This window comes from Mesorhizobium sp. M7A.F.Ca.MR.362.00.0.0, from assembly GCF_004023175.1.
Taxonomy (GTDB): domain Bacteria; phylum Pseudomonadota; class Alphaproteobacteria; order Rhizobiales; family Rhizobiaceae; genus Mesorhizobium.
The window spans coordinates 1-16,485 of the sequence record NZ_RZTF01000023.1; the positions used below are offsets into that span (position 1 = coordinate 1).

Annotated in this window: 14 protein-coding genes and 1 riboswitch; of the genes, 7 read left to right on the forward strand and 7 right to left on the reverse strand. The window is 59.0% G+C overall.

Features of this window, described 5'->3' with window-relative positions; genetic code table 11:
• Nucleotides 1-274: 274 nt before the first annotated feature.
• Genes EOC06_RS05525 through EOC06_RS05535 form a run of 3 tightly spaced genes read right to left on the reverse strand, consistent with a single transcriptional unit; the run spans nucleotide 275 to nucleotide 4,733 of the window.
• Nucleotides 275-1,330, reverse strand: a complete 1,056-nt coding sequence (locus tag EOC06_RS05525) for a hypothetical protein (RefSeq protein WP_063169411.1) — start codon at nucleotides 1,328-1,330, stop codon at nucleotides 275-277.
• Nucleotides 1,327-3,393, reverse strand: a complete 2,067-nt coding sequence (locus tag EOC06_RS05530; RefSeq protein ID WP_063169412.1) for a hypothetical protein — start codon at nucleotides 3,391-3,393, stop codon at nucleotides 1,327-1,329. The genes EOC06_RS05525 and EOC06_RS05530 overlap by 4 nt, the downstream gene beginning before the upstream one ends.
• Nucleotides 3,394-3,395: 2 nt before the next feature.
• On the reverse strand, nucleotides 3,396-4,733 hold the full coding sequence (locus EOC06_RS05535) for a metallophosphoesterase (RefSeq protein ID WP_127248690.1): 1,338 nt from the start codon (nucleotides 4,731-4,733) through the stop codon (nucleotides 3,396-3,398).
• Between the two features lie 491 nt (nucleotides 4,734-5,224).
• Here EOC06_RS05535 and EOC06_RS05540 point away from each other — a divergent pair, with 491 nt between their 5' ends.
• From EOC06_RS05540 to EOC06_RS05575, 7 genes are all read left to right on the forward strand, one after another.
• Nucleotides 5,225-5,488 (forward strand): hypothetical protein, encoded by a 264-nt coding sequence (locus EOC06_RS05540; protein ID WP_082826710.1) that lies wholly within the window; start codon nucleotides 5,225-5,227, stop codon nucleotides 5,486-5,488.
• A gap of 317 nt (nucleotides 5,489-5,805) precedes the next feature.
• A riboswitch (TPP riboswitch) is annotated at nucleotides 5,806-5,922 on the forward strand.
• A 103-nt stretch (nucleotides 5,923-6,025) separates the two neighbouring features.
• On the forward strand, nucleotides 6,026-7,861 hold the full coding sequence (thiC, locus tag EOC06_RS05550; protein ID WP_063169414.1) for a phosphomethylpyrimidine synthase ThiC: 1,836 nt from the start codon (nucleotides 6,026-6,028) through the stop codon (nucleotides 7,859-7,861).
• Nucleotides 7,858-8,859, forward strand: coding sequence for a glycine oxidase ThiO (thiO, locus tag EOC06_RS05555; protein WP_063169415.1), 1,002 nt, complete (start codon nucleotides 7,858-7,860; stop codon nucleotides 8,857-8,859). Before thiC ends, thiO begins: the two co-directional genes overlap by 4 nt.
• On the forward strand, nucleotides 8,828-9,025 hold the full coding sequence (thiS, locus tag EOC06_RS05560) for a sulfur carrier protein ThiS (protein ID WP_024504260.1): 198 nt from the start codon (nucleotides 8,828-8,830) through the stop codon (nucleotides 9,023-9,025). Before thiO ends, thiS begins: the two co-directional genes overlap by 32 nt.
• Before the next feature lies 1 nt (nucleotide 9,026).
• Complete coding sequence (locus tag EOC06_RS05565; protein ID WP_024504259.1) at nucleotides 9,027-9,800, forward strand: thiazole synthase; 774 nt, start codon at nucleotides 9,027-9,029, stop codon at nucleotides 9,798-9,800.
• Nucleotides 9,797-10,402, forward strand: a complete 606-nt coding sequence (locus EOC06_RS05570) for a thiamine phosphate synthase (RefSeq protein ID WP_063169416.1) — start codon at nucleotides 9,797-9,799, stop codon at nucleotides 10,400-10,402. Before EOC06_RS05565 ends, EOC06_RS05570 begins: the two co-directional genes overlap by 4 nt.
• On the forward strand, nucleotides 10,393-11,208 hold the full coding sequence (locus EOC06_RS05575; protein ID WP_063169417.1) for a hydroxymethylpyrimidine/phosphomethylpyrimidine kinase: 816 nt from the start codon (nucleotides 10,393-10,395) through the stop codon (nucleotides 11,206-11,208). Before EOC06_RS05570 ends, EOC06_RS05575 begins: the two co-directional genes overlap by 10 nt.
• A gap of 905 nt (nucleotides 11,209-12,113) precedes the next feature.
• Here EOC06_RS05575 and EOC06_RS05580 read toward each other — a convergent pair.
• From EOC06_RS05580 to EOC06_RS05595, 4 genes are read right to left on the reverse strand one after another with little or no spacing between them, the layout of a single operon-like run.
• Entirely contained in the window at nucleotides 12,114-12,680 is a 567-nt protein-coding gene (locus EOC06_RS05580; RefSeq protein ID WP_063169418.1) for a hypothetical protein, read from the reverse strand.
• Between the two features lie 24 nt (nucleotides 12,681-12,704).
• Nucleotides 12,705-14,678 (reverse strand): DUF3732 domain-containing protein, encoded by a 1,974-nt coding sequence (locus EOC06_RS05585; RefSeq protein WP_128307284.1) that lies wholly within the window; start codon nucleotides 14,676-14,678, stop codon nucleotides 12,705-12,707.
• A complete protein-coding gene (locus EOC06_RS05590; RefSeq protein ID WP_063169420.1) occupies nucleotides 14,679-15,191 on the reverse strand; it encodes a three component ABC system middle component in 513 nt (170 codons plus the stop codon).
• On the reverse strand, nucleotides 15,188-16,354 hold the full coding sequence (locus EOC06_RS05595; protein WP_063169421.1) for an ABC-three component system protein: 1,167 nt from the start codon (nucleotides 16,352-16,354) through the stop codon (nucleotides 15,188-15,190). Before EOC06_RS05595 ends, EOC06_RS05590 begins: the two co-directional genes overlap by 4 nt.
• Between the last annotated feature and the right edge of the window lie 131 nt (nucleotides 16,355-16,485).

A 16,485-nucleotide genomic window follows, 5' to 3' on the forward strand; every position in this document is an offset into this window, starting at 1 on the left:
TATCCGCCTCAATCAACAGGCCAGATCAATGGCTTGCGGATAGTTCACGGCCGACTCACTATTTCTATGCTGAACAGTCTCGCCTGAGTATATGTTTTAGCTAGTCGCTAATTAGACGGAATTCTGCCAGTCTGCATTCCCCCCTGATCTGATGTAGAGCAGCTTCCAAGTGGGAATTAGCCCCCCATCGACCGGATCGGGCGACACGAACATGCGCTGAAGGCTTGGCGGAACGGCTACTGGGACCATGATGCTACTCGAATGCAAGATAGTGTCAGAACGTCCCGGGAAGGCTGCAGGCAGGGGATGTCAGGTCAATCAGCCTATAGATATGATACCGCCCATTCGCTGAGACTTCACGATGGGCATAGGAGGTGGGAATTCTTGCCTTGAGATGGACGCGGCTGTCGGAGCAGGCGAGCACGGCAGCAGCGATGGCCTGAACCTTCGGGCCGCTGACAAAAACGTTCACCACCGCACGCGAGCCGAACCCGTCGAGATACGTCTCGAAAGCATCGAGGTGGGCCATCAGCCCGAAAGCCTGGATGTCGCGAACTTCGCCATCTTCGAGCCGGTGGGTTTCACGTACCTTGGCCACCTGTTGATCGAGCAAAGCATCGATATGCGCATTCTTGTCGCTTCTTGGGACGAGGAGCGAGATCCGTTCCGGACTGACGATATCGATCAATCCGTAGAATACGTCGGCATCTCCTCCGATCCCCACGAGCAGGACTTTCTCTTCGCCCATTCCTCCGCTGCCTTGAAGATGAGGGACGGTGACGTATCGGTCCAAGCCGCTGGAAAAATCCTCTTTGCCGATCGCGTTCCCGTAGATACCTTCGGCGTACCCGAATTCGAGAGACTGAATCGACATTTTCTTGAATGCCACCGCAATCAGCCATTGGATGTAGATTCGCGGCATCGTCGAGCACTCGACGAAAACCTTCCGCAGGCTTCCTTCGTATGAGCCACATGAAGCGGCCATCTGAGTGAGCAGGTGATCGAGGAGATTGATGTTCTTCTGATACTCGATGGAAGGCTCGAGGGTGATCACAGTCACTTCGACGCCCCATCGGGTACCCATAGCGATGAGCTTTCGCCGGTTTTCTTCGACGGCTGGGACGTTCGCTTCCTTCAGAGCAAAGTCCAGAACCACGATCTTGCCGACCTTCAGGTCAAGATGGTTTTCGAACGCGGCGAAACGCGTTTCCCATCCAAGCGCGACGATCGCGATATCTGCCTCCATCGTTTCGCAGGTACCTGCATCTCTCGCCTTCTCGGTGACGGCCAGATGGCCGAAGACTCGATACTCGACAGTTGAAGCGGTCATTCGAGATCGCTCTCGAAAAGCGAGTGCTGGAATTCGGTCTTGAGTGCGGGCCGCGCGACGAGCTCCTTAAACACCGAGTCGGCCCAGTCTTCTGGGAGCCGATGCCTGGTAAAAAGCAGGTCGACCATCCGCGCCGCAGGGATTGTGTTGATTTCGTACGGGCCGCGATAGGAGAACCCGAAGTAAGGTGCAAATCGCCGATGCAATCTGATCATCATCTCCTTCGATGCGGGGTCGGCGCGGTCCACCTCAAAGTTGCCGGCGGCGGAGACCTCCCGGATAAACCCATCCCTTTCCGCCCGACGCAGGACCTCGTCCAGTTTTCCGCTGGGTTGCTCCAGTCGGTTCACCAGCGAGCGCATTTCCTTTAGATCAACCCTGAAAATGCCTCTCTCTGTCGTTCCTAGAGCATTTTCTTCGGCAAACTCTGTCTGGAGGCGAGCGGTCAGGTAACCCAACGCCCGCACCATGCGCACGCTCTCTTCTTCGTACGGATGTGAAAGCGCCTGAAGTCCATCAAGCTTCCGTTGAGAGGCGGCGTTCACAGCCTGTCTCTGCTGTTCGAGATGAATCTGTAAATCCGAGTTGATGAATTCCACCAGTTTTCGTGGATCACTGGAACTCGGAACACTGCGGCGGAAGATCTCTCCCATTATATCAAGGAAATCGCGTATACAGACGTCGCTCAATGATGTGATGATCTGGTGCCCTACGTACGGGTAGTCATGCAGACGCAGCATCTGGCACGCTTTCAGAAAAGCCCATCCCTGTTTCCGGGCGATCGACCTCTTCAGATTTGAAGCATCCGCCTTGCTCATGGGCCGGCGCTTAATTTCCGGGTTCATGAGCGCGAGCGCCAGCCCTTCGGCATAAGGGCGCGCTTTTCGATCAAGAAGGAATTGCTGCTGATCCGCCGTCCTCAAATTCACGGAGAGGAATTCACGTGCTGCATCAGCAAGTGCCACAAGCTCTTCTCTGCCCTCGGAATGACCCGATATGATAACCCGCTCGATGATGTCATTGACGGAAAGCCGCCCCAGCCGGTTTTTGAGCGAAAACGCGCTGAGCGCATCGTTGCGCTCGAGATCACTCCGCAGATGGTCAGGAAGCGCATAGTACAGCCGAAGCGACGACACGTTCTCGCACAGCGTGGCGAACTCCCTCGGATCGACTGAATCAAGATTCTCGACGTCCCGGTCAGCATTCGAGAGCGACTGGCCGGGTATGATCGTCCGGATCGTGTCGTAGAGGCCGCCGATGTAGGCGAGGACCCATTTCACGTTGCCGCGCGTCTTTCTCACCAAGGTGTTCAGGAACTGCTGTTGGAGCGGTGTCAGTGCTTCACAGTCGTCAATCAGTATCTTGAAGAAGGGCGCCCTGTCACCGGCGAAAGATGGGCCATTTAAAAGTGGAGTGATCGCGGTCGCGACCTTGTTAATGATCGCGCCAGGGTCTGTTGCTCTGAAGCCGGTCGCTCCGGCATCGGCGGCAAAGAAGAACGCGTTGAAGCATTCGTCGACGTACCGGGTTATCCCACCCCGCAGCTCATCGATGCTGAAGAAGTCGAGACGGGCAGGTTGGGGTATGAAGTGCAGCACTTCGCGATGCAGTGCCAGGGCGACGTCCCTATCTTCGGAGGCCCGGTATTTCAAGTGGCCGTCGCGTCTGAGCTGGCCGATGCTCTCGAGCAGGCGTTCGACTATCTTCAGCTCCAGATAGTGAGAGAAGATTACGAATTGCCGCGGGATCACGGCGGCCGTGTCGAAGCGTATCCGCTCCGGAATGAGGTTCAGAACGGCGTTGTCGATTAGGGGCGAGAATGTCTCATTGAGCTGGAAGAAGACGCCATACCAAGCGAGCTTGCCGACTTGGTCCGAGAGACTTTTGTCTTCAAGAATATGGACTGTGGAAAGCGAGCGAAGAATGCTGGTCTTGCCGCTGCCTCTCGTCCCTGCGACGAAGACCGGCTTGGCGGCGGCAGAAATCAACGCCGACTTCTGACTGAACCACAGTATCGGGCGGCTTTCGTACTCGATCCTGTTGGGGCCGAACGGATTCTCCATCGCTATTCGTCCCTTACCTTAATGCGCCAAGCCGAGTTTGCCTTGGTGAGGCCGTCTATCTCGATGAAGCGCGCCGCTTGGAGCATCAGAAGAGAGTCTTCCAGATCTAGCCCGAGCTCGGCGGAGGCAGCAATCTCAGTGATCTCGTCCCAGAAGAGTAACCCATTCCCGCGCCTGGTGGCATGGTCGCGCAGTCGGCGCAGCAGGTCAAACGTGTCGTTGTTCAGAAAGGCCTTGCCGTTGGACATGGTCGAAATAAAGCAATGTTCGCCTTCCATGACCGTCCCGTCGGCGACATTGGTGCGGTAGGGTATAAGTCGGATGCCGACGAGCTCTCCCTGATCGGTCGTGAAGAAGACGAGCTCATTGAAACCTGACTGTATCTCTGGTGCTGAGATGCAGATCAATTTGCCGTCCGGAAACCTTGGATCGTTGACGATCTCGACCGGATCAGCATGTATGTGTCCATGCAGGTAGACGATAGGCTTGTTGCCCTGCAGCAGCTGAGTTCTGACAAATCCGCTGTTGAGCATCTCCGCGTATGGCGTAATGCGCGGAGTCTTTTGTGGCAGCAGATTGTGATGGCCGATTATGATGCCGTAACGCATGTCGGGCTGCTGGAGCAATTCCTGTAGGCCTGCAAGCATCTCACGCGAGATGTATGGCGTGTCCATCTGACCGTAATACTCGTCGTCGGACGCCTCCTTGTCTGGATCGCTGGGAGGTGTCGCGGGCGAATGTCCCGAGATGTCCGGCGAGCCGAGATCTACAGGCTCTGTAGAAGGACTGAGTGCCTCGAGACGATCACGAAGGAACGCGGGAAGGTTTTGAAGCTCCCAACTGCCTATCGCTGTGTTGACGAGGATGAAGTTTGCGCCTGCGGATCCTGTCGGAAGTCTGAAGTGCACGGGTTGGTCCACGGGAACGGTCTGCCAACCCAAGCGGGCGGCTAAACTCGCCATTTCGCTGAATTTCTCAGTCGGTCCAAGTTCGCGCGCGTCATCACGGTTCACATCGTGATTTCCCGGTACGAATATCAACGGAAGCGCCTTTGAACTGCGTCCCTGTGCGCGGCAGAGCAACGTGAAATGCTGGAATGCCGAAGCAATGAAGGTCTTGTCGCCACGGCTCGTGAAATCCCCCATGAAGGCGATCGAATCCAAGGGCTTCGAAGTCGTCAGCCGCCGAAGTTTCGTCAAGACGGCACGCAGCGAAGACGCGCGTAGCTTCTGCGTTATTTTCGGAGCGAACTTGCTATCCTTGGCATCGATGTTGCTAGAGGAAGGATGCCAGTCCGGATAGTGAATATCGCCTACTTGAAGGATTCGCACCCGCCGCATAACTCGCCCCCCTGCCGAGAGCCATAGACTAATCCGTTCGCTTTTGCCAAGCGCGAACGATCATCCGCAGTGTCCTTAACGAGGTAGCCTGCACTTTTCGAGAATTGCCACGGCGGCTATTTTTCGGCTGTGAAGCACACGAGACCCGTGACGTGAGACCCAGTTGCTCAATGCCCAGTTGCTCAATGAGCTTTCTTACGAATAAGGGAGAATTTCCGCGGCCGGACTATCTCTGAGCGAGCGTGCATGACTGCCAACGGAAGGTCTTGCACGCACCCTTGCGATCTTGAGCAATGGTCGCCATGACTTTCTTCTTGCAGGCTTTTGAGTGGCCCAGCCTGCGATCACCAGACCCCACCGATTCTAAAGAGCGTGGCAGATGGGATAGTCGAGGTTGCCCGTGCACAGTCACGCTCAGGGCTTGCGCCGCCCAGAGGACACGCTGAAAAGGCAGATTGGGGCGCAAGCACGCCATTCACGAGAGGTTCGACATGAAGACCATGCAAGAAAAAGACATTCCGGCATTCGTACAAGCAGTTGTGGACGCCGGCTGCAAAATTTGCGCGATTGGCAACTTGGGATACGTCTTTGGCGATGCTGATTTCACGCCAGCGCAACGGAGGGCCGTCGAGCCACAGCTGCGTAGGATTGCTGAAATCTACGGCGAACGCGATCATCTCATGAACGAGATAGCTGTATATCTGCGGTCGATCGGACGCCATGTCGAGGTTGAGCCGAAGACAGGTATTTCCTGATGGCCGTGATCGCGAGAAGCCGTCTTCCAACCTCTGAATCCTAAAGGAGGTGACCCCCAAGGCCGTTCGTCACCTTCGACCAGAATAACCACATCCGTGACCGCCTGAGCTACTTGGTCGATACGCGCACATGGCCAATACAGTTTCTCCATCCTTCACGAAGCGAATGAGGCTTTGGCCATTCAGCCCCGGTCTACGGGGCGTGACTTGTCCCCGATGCATGCGCGAGCTCTCCGCCCGGCTGGCCGCCGGTCGTCGCCACCGGCCGAAGGCGCCCGAATGCGCTTGACAAGATAGCGTCAGCCCGTTCAACCTAAGGCATTCACCAGGGGAGTCCCGGCAAGGGGCTGAGATACTGCTGGCTTTCGCGGCGCAGTGACCCGTTGAACCTGATCCAGTTCATACTGGCGTAGGGACGGTGCAAGCGCTTTGCGGGAGTTTACGCCCGAGGTCCTGTTGCAGCAGGTCTACAGAAGCGTCTTTTCATCCTTCCGGCACAGAACTGGGTCTCCAATGCATGAGCAAAGGAGCCTCACGATGAATGCCCTCACCCCCGCCGTATCGACGGGACCACTGCCCGCCTCGCGGAAAATCCACAAGCCCGGCGTCCTCTACCCGCAGATCAGGGTGCCGATGCGCGAGATTTCCGTCCATCCGACGGCCGGCGAACCGCCCGTCACCGTCTACGATCCGTCCGGCCCCTACACCGATCCATCAGTCGAAACCAGCATCGAAAAAGGCCTTGCCCGGCTTCGCCACGAATGGGTCACGGCGCGTGGCGATGTCGAAGCCTATGACGGCCGCCACGTCCGGCCGGAAGACAATGGATTCGCCACCGGCGAGCGCCTGACACCGGAATTTCCGATACGCAATCGGCCGCTCAAGGCCAAGCAGGGCAAGGCGGTGACCCAACTTGCCTATGCGCGCGCCGGCATCATCACGCCAGAAATGGAGTTCGTAGCCATCCGCGAGAATCTCGGCCGCGAGGTGATGCGCGGCAAGCTGCAACGCGACGGCGAAGCCTTCGGCGCGGCGATCCCAGATTTCGTCACACCCGAATTCGTGCGCGACGAGGTGGCGCGCGGGCGCGCAATCATTCCCGCCAACATCAATCATCCCGAGAGCGAGCCGATGATCATCGGTCGCAATTTTCTGGTCAAGATCAACGCCAACATCGGTAACTCGGCTGTCACATCGTCGATGGCCGAAGAGGTCGAAAAAATGGTCTGGGCTATCCGCTGGGGCGCGGACACGGTGATGGACCTGTCGACCGGCCGCAACATCCACAACATCCGCGACTGGATCGTGCGCAATGCGCCGGTGCCGATCGGTACGGTGCCGCTCTATCAGGCGCTGGAAAAGGTCAACGGCATCGCCGAGGATCTGAACTGGGAGGTCTACCGCGACACGCTGATCGAGCAGGCCGAGCAAGGCGTCGACTATTTCACCATCCACGCCGGCGTGCGGCTGCACTACATCCCGCTGACCGTCGACCGGGTCACGGGCATCGTCTCGCGCGGCGGCTCGATCATGGCCAAATGGTGCCTGCACCATCACCGGGAGAGCTTCCTCTACGAGCATTTCGAGGAGATCTGCGACATCGCCAGAGCCTATGACGTCTCCTTCTCGCTCGGCGACGGCCTTCGTCCCGGTTCAATCGCCGATGCGAACGACGCGGCGCAATTCGCCGAACTGGAAACACTTGGAGAACTCACCAAGATTGCCTGGGCAAAGGACTGCCAGGTGATGATCGAAGGCCCGGGCCATGTCCCCATGCACAAGATCAAGCAGAACATGGACAAGCAGCTCGCAGTGTGCGGTGAGGCGCCGTTCTACACGTTGGGGCCGCTGACGACCGACATCGCGCCGGGCTATGACCACATCACCTCAGGGATAGGTGCCGCCATGATAGGCTGGTTCGGCACCGCAATGCTTTGCTACGTCACGCCGAAAGAGCATCTCGGCCTTCCCGACCGCAACGACGTCAAGATTGGCGTGATCACCTACAAGATAGCCGCCCATGCAGCCGATCTGGCGAAGGGCCATCCGGCAGCGAAAACCAGGGATGATGCCCTTTCGCGCGCGCGCTTCGAGTTCCGCTGGGAGGACCAGTTCAACCTGTCGCTCGACCCCGAAACCGCACGGTCCTTCCACGACCAGACCTTGCCCAAGGAGGCGCACAAGCTGGCACATTTTTGTTCGATGTGCGGGCCGAAATTCTGCTCCATGCGCATTTCCCACGACATCCGTGCCGAGGCCCAGAAGGAAGGCATGGCGGCAATGGCGGCAAAATACCGGGAGGGCGGCGATCTCTACATGCAGGCGGACGAGACTGGCGTACCGGTCGTGCCAGAGGCTCCCAAACCATCATGAGGGTGCTCGTCAAAGGGGCCGGCGTTGCCGGCCTCACCGTCGCTTTCGAACTCGCCGCCCGCGGCGCGACGGTCACCGTCGCCGAGATGCGGCATGGCCTTGGTGGCAACGCGTCGTGGTTCGCCGGCGGCATGCTGGCGCCATGGTGCGAGCGCGAAAGCGCGGAGCAGCCGGTGCTGGATCTCGGACGCGATGCTGCCGACTGGTGGGATGCGGTGCTGTCGGGTCAGGTGACACGGGCCGGGACATTGGTCGTGGCCGCGCCGCGTGATGCCGGTGAGCTTGACCGGTTCGCCAGTCGCACGTCAGGGCATCGGCGCGTCGATGAAAACGAAATTGCGCTCCTGGAACCCGACCTCGCCGGCCGCTTCCGGCGTGGATTGCTCTTCCCCGACGAGGCTCACCTCGACCCACGCCCGGCGATGGCGGCACTTCATGACAAGCTTGCGACCATGGGTGTCAAATTCCACTTCGGCTGCGACGCCCGGCCTGTTTCGGGATTCGCCCGTCAGATAGACTGCATGGGAATGGCAGCGGCCGATGACAGGCTGCGCGGTGTTCGCGGCGAAATGCTGATCCTTCGCACGCCTGATGTCTCGCTGTCGCGGCCGGTCCGTTTGCTTCATCCACGCTTTCCGCTTTATGCCGTGCCGCGCACCGATCACCGTTTCATGATCGGAGCGACGATGATTGAAAGCCAGAGCGCCGGACCGGTGACGGCGCGTTCCATGATGGAGCTGCTGGGCGCCGCCCATGCCCTCCATCCGGCCTTTGGTGAGGCCGAGATCGTTGAAACCGGTGTGGGTGTCCGTCCGGCATTTCCCGACAATTTGCCACGCGTCGAAACAGACGGTGAGATCATCGCGATCAACGGTCTTTATCGTCACGGTTTTCTCCTCGCCCCCGCCATGGCGCGCCAGGCTGCCGACCTGGTTTTCAGTCAAGACAGAACCAAGGAGCATGCTCATGAAACTGATGGTCAACGGCGAGGCGCGTGAGATTGCCGCCACCACGCTGGCCGAGTTGCTTGCCGCGCTCGACTATGAGGGCGATTGGCTCGCCACCGCCGTCAACAGCGACCTCGTGCACAAAGCCAACCGCGCGGAGTTCCAGTTGAGCGACGGCGACCGGATCGAAATCCTCTCGCCCATGCAGGGCGGCTAGCATGTTGGAGCTTTATGGAACCGAGCTTTCGTCGCGCCTGCTTCTCGGCACGGCTCAGTATCCTTCGCCGGCCATCCTTGCCGATGCAGTCAAGGCATCGGGCACGTCGGTGGTGACCGTCTCGTTGCGGCGTGAGATGGCGGGCGGTAGGGCCGGCGAACAATTCTGGTCGTTGATCCGCTCGCTGGGCGCCAGAACCCTGCCCAATACCGCCGGCTGCCTCTCCGTCAAGGAAGCCGTCACCACCGCGAAAATGGCGCGCGAGGTCTTCGGCACCAACTGGATCAAGCTCGAAGTGATCGGCAATCACGACACGCTACAGCCGGATGTGTTCGGTCTGGTTGAAGCCGCCCGCATCCTGTGCGAGGACGGCTTTGCGGTATTCCCCTATACCACCGACGATCTCGTTGTCGCCGAGCGGCTGCTGGAAGCGGGCTGCAAGGTCCTGATGCCGTGGTGCGCACCGATCGGTTCCGCCTTGGGACCGGTCAACATGACGGCGCTGCGCTCGATGCGCGGATATTTCCCTGGCGTCCCGCTGATTGTGGATGCGGGGCTCGGACGGCCGTCGCACGCGGCCACCGTCATGGAACTCGGCTTTGACGCCGTGCTCCTGAACACAGCGGTCGCCAAGGCGGCAGATCCGGTCGGCATGGCGCGTGCTTTCGGTAAGGCGGTCGACGCCGGTCGTGAGGCGTTCAGTTCGGGAATGCTCGAACCGCGCGACGTCGCCGTGCCATCGACACCGATGGTCGGCAGGGCCGTTTTTTCATGAAGCTCGATCCCTTCTACCTGATCGTCGACAGCGCCGCCTGGATCGAAAGGTTGGCGCCGCTCGGCGTCAAGCTGATTCAGCTTCGCATCAAAACCATGGATGAAACCGGGCTGCGCGCGGAGATCCGCAAGTCGAAGGCCTGGTGTGTCCAACACAAAAGCCAGCTCATCATCAATGATTATTGGCGCCTGGCAATCGAGGAAGGCTGCGATTTCGTGCATCTGGGCCAGGAGGATTTGCAAACGGCCGACCTCTCGAGGATACGGGCAGCGGGCGTCAGGCTCGGATTGAGCACGCATGATCATGTCGAGCTGGAAACGGCCATGTTTGCCGAGCCCGACTATGTCGCGCTCGGTCCGATCTATCCCACCACTTTGAAGAAAATGAAGTGGGCACCGCAAGGGCTAGAGCGGATCAGCGAGTGGAAGCGGCGGGTGGCGCCGATCCCATTGGTCGCCATCGGCGGCCTCAACCCCGACCGCCTCGACGGCGTCTTTGAGGCCGGCGCCAACAGCGCCGCAGTGGTCACGGACATCACGTTGAGCTTCGACCCCGAAGCGCGCACGCGAGAATGGATCGAAAAGACGGACCGATGGCGATGAGACGAGAACCGCATGTGCTTGTCGTTGGCGGATCAGATTCCAGCGGGGGTGCTGGAATAGCACGCGACATCGAGACGATCTCTGCCGTTGGCGTGCGCACCTGTCTCGCCGTCACAGCGCTAACGGTGCAAACGCACGACGCCGTGATCGAAATCCATCATTCGCCACCCAGCATGGTGGCCAATCAGATGTGTGCCGCGCTACAGGCCAACGACGTAGCCACAATCAAGATCGGCATGCTGGCGACTGCCAAGATCATTGTTGCCGTTGCCGCAGTGCTGCGCAAATTTCCGCAAGTGCCGGCAGTACTCGACCCTGTGCTGGCCTCCACCTCAGGCCGCGCACTTCTGGAAGCAGGCGCTATCGCTGCCATGAAGCGCGATTTGATGCCGCTTTGCTGCATTGTCACGCCCAACCTTCCTGAACTGGCGCTCCTTACTGGTTCCGAACCGGCTTCGGATGAGGACGGTGCGCTCCAACAAGGACAAAGACTGCAGGCCGTCGGCCCTCAGGCCCTGCTGATCAAGGGTGGGCACGCGTCGGGTCCCCGATCGGCCGATATTCTGTTACGCTCCGATCATGAACCCATCCACTTCGACACGCCGCGCCTTGCTATATCGATGCGCGGAACAGGTTGCATGCTGGCCAGCGCGATTGCGGCGCATCTGGCGAAGGCGAAGTCGCTCGAAGATAGCGTGCGCGAAGGCAAGCTGTTTGTGTTCGAGAAGCTTCAGAAATGCCGGCTGAATAATCACAACGTTCTGCGTCCAGCCAAGCAGACCCATTTTCCAGAATTTTTCCAGTAGCGAGACTGGAGGGCTACTGCTTCTCTATGCCATCCTTACAACGCGTTGAGTTCCACTGTGCCGTCCAGAATTATCTGTCGTTGTCCAGAATTAAGCCGGGCTTAGAACTGAAACGAACCCGCCGAAAGGTACGAGCGGCCCTCACTCGATAAGGGTTACCAAACCTATTCCTGTGGGCTACCAATCCGCGTGGTGGGTGGCCTTAGGTTACCAATCAGTGTGGCGTCCGGAATTATCTGCCTCTCTCCGGAATTAAGCCGAGATTAGAAGATCGGTGCGGTATTGCGCCCGGTCAAACCGTGTCGATTTGCGGCGTAGCCGACGTGTCTCACGCTTGGCGGCGTCGCACGCTGGTCCCGATTGTCGCCCGAATATCTGCCTACCGGCGACAGTGAATGCGCCAAGCTAGACCTTCGTCGATAGGGCGGCTCCGGTTTACCAATCCTGTCGTCCTAGGTTGACCAATCCGTTGTCGACCGTGAGCGGGTTTACCAATAAGGGCGGCTATATTCTGCGCAAACCCAATCACCTGATGCCAATCCAGAATTAATCGTCATTAAGGGCATTGGTAAACTCAGTCTGAAACCCCACCCTTAGCCAGAAAACTCTCCTGTTTTCAATCGCATAGCCCGCCCGCCAGCAACCGATAATTCGGGACCGGTAAACCCGTGAAAGGCCCAATAATTCCGGACGTCACACCAGTCTGCCCTTTTATGCGACTTTTCGAGCACAGACCGGGAACATCTGACCGTTTCCATTCATCGCCCAAGGCCGGTTTAGCGCTGGAAAAGCCAAAGTGCGGGAGTAAGAATGGCCGCAACGGGGCCGGAAGCCGTCGGTCAGCTTTCGGGGAGTGATCCCGGTAAGTTCGCAACTCATTCGCTTCTTTTCTGCAGTCCCCGCCATTACGAGTTGGCGGTGTCGGTCGCCGAGGGGATCAACGCCATTACTGCGGCTAGTTCGGCCCTCCGGACGAGGAATGGCATGCGCGTCGTCCCATAGTGCTTGGCAAGATGGAAGCGGTGCATGCCTCCTACGATGTGAACTTGGCCTTGGTACTCGCCGAGCAAAGGCGGTGTGACACCGCGGCCATGCAGCCATCGGTAGGCGATCCCACAGCTCTTGCTCTTGTAACGTTGATGCCAAGGACCCTTGTCCCTGCTGGCGGCGTAGGTAAGCCTGCCGCCAACGTCAGTGACATCAGCGTCGATAAGAATGAAATCCGTCGAAGCGTGGTCGCTGGGATCATCGCCGTCGAACGCGAGATAGAAGTTTGCAGGATCGCAGTCCCATATCGCAGTCAGTGCAACCGGAATGTTCTTTCTTCCTTTGCACCAGATGTCGACCTTGCGTTTCTCCTGAGCGCGGGCGACCTCGAAGGCTTCGTCTAGTTTTCCTTCCGCGACATCCATGGCTGTGATGACGTTCAAGCCAAGGGCCGTCAGACGGTTGATCTCGTCCACGTTCGCCATGCCTTCTCCTCTGGCAGCAGATTATTATCCACCGTTGGAAGATGCGGCGGCAATCCAAGCCTGAGGCACGAGGGCCTGTCCACGCCATTCCTCAATCAACTTGACTCCGGGAAGCTTGCCCCAGACGTCCTCATCTGCATGATCCAGCACGATGATCTGGAGGCGACCTTTCGCGGCCATGACCTCAGCGCCTAGGAGCGCAAAGACCTTCCTGACGGCGACCACGTCCTGATCCCTCCACGCGATGAGGTCGGGGCCCTCGTCGCCCGCCGCCCGCTTAGGAAAATAGACTTGGCTAGGTTGGTCGAAGATCAGCTGACCAGGGACTGGGTGATGAGGTTCGGCCAGGAAGTAGTGCTGCAGCGCAAGCATTAGTGCGACGTGATACGCGAGCCAATTGGCGCCGCTGCCAATCTCCCACAGGTAGTCCTCACGCGTTCCCCTAGTCACCTTGACGGTCAGGTCTTCAATCAACAGCCTAATCGGGGCCTCGGGCCACTCCGCGTCAAGCTGCGGAATCAGCCGATTGGCATGATGGGAGACTTGGTGCAACGCGTTGAATAGCTTGCGCTGGATGTCGGCCTCGGAGATCGTCTTTTGCAGCGTTGCAATATCGGCCTGCAGCGAGGTGAGTTCCTGCCGCAAATCCGACGACTGGTCGGCGCGGTCGTAGACGTGCAACGCCTGCTCCAATCGACCGAGGAAGCGCTCAAGCCTATCGAAGCGATTGGCCTCGTCTCGGGCGACGTCAGAGTCCCGTTCCAGCACCGCTATCTCGCTACGGACATCGTTCAACTCAGATAGGACCGCTTCAGCGGCGCCGCGCTGGCGCAGGATTTCCTTGTCAAGCGTGTTAGACATCGCAGGGTGGGTCCGCAGTCGGATCTCCAGACCGCCGAGGTTGTCGCAAAGGGCCAAGACCTTCTCGCGGCCGCCGTCCCCGAGTGCGACCAACGGATCGGCGAACTCGTCGGCCAAGTCCCTCAGCCACGTGGAAAGGTCCAAGCGGTCACGTTGGATGCGCATGGCGTCGCCGTACGCCTCGCTGCTCTCCACCAGACGGCGCAGTTCGTTCAGGCGCTGACGATGCTCGGTAAGTCGCGCGGCGATTTCAGTTTCCGACGCACGAAGGGTTTCCAGACGCGTCAGCACCACATCGATGCCGGCCAGGCTTGGTCGAGCAAGACTTGAGTTGCTGTTCGACACGCGCCGAAGCAGGTCAACAACGTCACTCCAGTCCTTCGGCACTTCAGTGGAGGAATCGACTAGGCCAAGTTCGACTGCCTGACGCAGCCACGCCTCCGCCTCCGCCCGCCAAGCGCCAGTTGCCGACACGATCGCGCGTAGCTCAGCCTCCTTCCGGCGGAGGTTGCGCTGGAGCCGATCGATCTCAAACCGCGCCTGGAGAATCTTTGCCGTGACCGCGCCCAGAACGTACGGGAAGATGGTCTTTAGCTTCTCCCGGTGTTCCGTCGTATCGGCCTTGAAAAACATCACGTCGGGATTGGCGATCACGTTCTGAGGTTGGAACGTGAAGGCCATGAGGTCGCGGAAGCTTGGCCTTTGCTTGAATCCATTCTCTGTACCTGGTTCGAAGTCGAGGTCAGTCAGTCCTGCCAGGCGGTTCATCGCGCGCTTGACCGTGTCGACATTGGTGGTCTTGTCGGTGATCGTCTCCGGAATTTCGACCTGTGCGCCCTCCAGCAGCACCATGTCGCCTGTGCTCTGTTGGTCCCCCGGTTCGCGTCGCGCCAAGAGCTTTTCGCCCTCCAGCGTCTCGATCAGAATGCCGAACCAGCTGCAGTTCTCGCGGATTACGCCCACCCGAATCGCGCATTTCTCCGAGCCCAGACAGTAATCAACAATAGGGATAACGGCGGACTTCCCGGTCTTCGACGCGCCGCTGATGACGTTGACGACACCGGGCTCGAACTTGACGACCCGCGGCGCTGCACCATTGCGGGGCCAAAGGATCAGTTTTCGAAGCTGGAAATACATCTAGAACTCCACCCGTAACAGGTTGGCCACCTGCGCGGTCCCCAGGTTCGAAAACCAGAAACCCAATTTCTCCGAGGCAGGTCCGAGGTGCTTGACGCGCTCTGGAAGGACGAGCCTCCTCGGTTTCGGTTCTGGTACGTTTGCTCTTAAAGTAGCATCCTTGTAATCCACGGACAGCAGCCGCCCGCTCACACCGACAGCGGCCGATTGCAATGTCAGAGTACGCAGCAGCAGCGCTCGCTCGTGGACGGCGAGGAGTTGTTCCCGTTCCTTCCCGAGCTTGGCCGCGAAGAGCGCCAGTCCAGAGGGTCGGTTTGTCGAAGTCACGATTTCGAGCGTTGCGCGATGCAGGACGATTGGCAGCACGAGAAACGCCAAGGCGAACGGCGCTGGACGTTCGTCCTCAGCCTGGAAACCTTGGCCAAATTGCCACAATGCGAAAGCCCCAAGTCCTGGATTCTGGACAAGGGCGAGGTCGCTGAGCGGTAGGTGCGATCGGCCAGCCTCAATCAAGTCGCTGGCTCCAAAAGAGTCTGGTAGTCGGGATGCCAGCCGAGGCGCAGGCCGTGGGCAAGGGCGTTGAATGATCCGTGGACGAAATGACCGGGGACGACTCGACCATCGAGTGGAGGCTGCAACTGCGCGCAGCGCCTGTAAACTATTCTACCACGAACCGTTGCGGGGTGTCCGGCCTGTATGTCGTGCACCTCTGCACTGACGTGCTCATAGCGACCGACAAGATCATCGTCCCAGTCACTTAGGTTCTTCTCAAAGATTAGCCCGCTTTCGCCCCAGATCGAGATGTCGGCGAGCGTCCTAAGGTAATCGCTAACAGCCCGGACGCACGCTTCGTCTCCCACCTCGATCAGCTCGAGTTGGCGGACGAAGGCGGGACGGTCGGCGATCAATTGTTCGATGGCCTCGACAGGCGGTTGCTTGGTGAAAGACGACAGCAGCCCTGGAAGGTTGTTCTTCTGAACAAATGCTCTTTGCTCGGCCTGAAACGCGTCCACGTCCAAGATGGCGGGCTTGCCAGCTCTAATCAGCCTGTCCGCCGCCTCCTTCGCAGCGCCGATCGCGCGTTCGCACACTAGGTCGATGATGAGCGGAGAGACCGTCGGCTTGAAGATCGCGCGTATCGGATCGACGGGATCTGCATCGACGCTGATAACGGCGAGATTCTTGACCAAGGCGGCGCAATGAGCCGCATCAGCGTTCAGGAAAGCTTGGACGTCGGCGTCGCATGCCGGTGCAGCTTTCAGCTTGCTGTGGGCTTTGGCGAGGTTAGCGACCAGCGCCTCCACGTCGGCATCTGTTTTCGCGTCGTTCAGCGCGATCGCGAAGGCACCCGCCTTCACCGGTGTGACATATAGCCGGAAATGGCTGGTCGCCGGGTCGATCTCTCCCGCCGCCATGAAGCTGAGCCAGTTGGCCAGAGACTTCCACAGGTCCGCAGCCCAGTCGGATATCGGATTTTGCTTCAGTGCGCTCTTGCTTTGCTCAAGAACGACTTCGCCGCCGACCAGGTGAACCGCCACATCGTCTAAATGTTCAAGAGAGACCAAGGCGCCGCTAGGCGCGTTGAGCAGGTGAAAGCAAAGGCGTACAGGTTGAAGCGCATAGCCGAGGTATTGGCCAGCGGCGCTGTGTTTTCCCGTTTGCGTCTTCGCGTTCATTGCCCATCCCGTTCTCCCGAGTCGCACCGGAAGAAGCCAGTAACGATATTGGTATAGTTCGCCGTTGTTTACAATTGGCGCCCCGGCGATAGGACGGCTAGGCGCGATACAATTGCTGTTTAGGGCCAGCT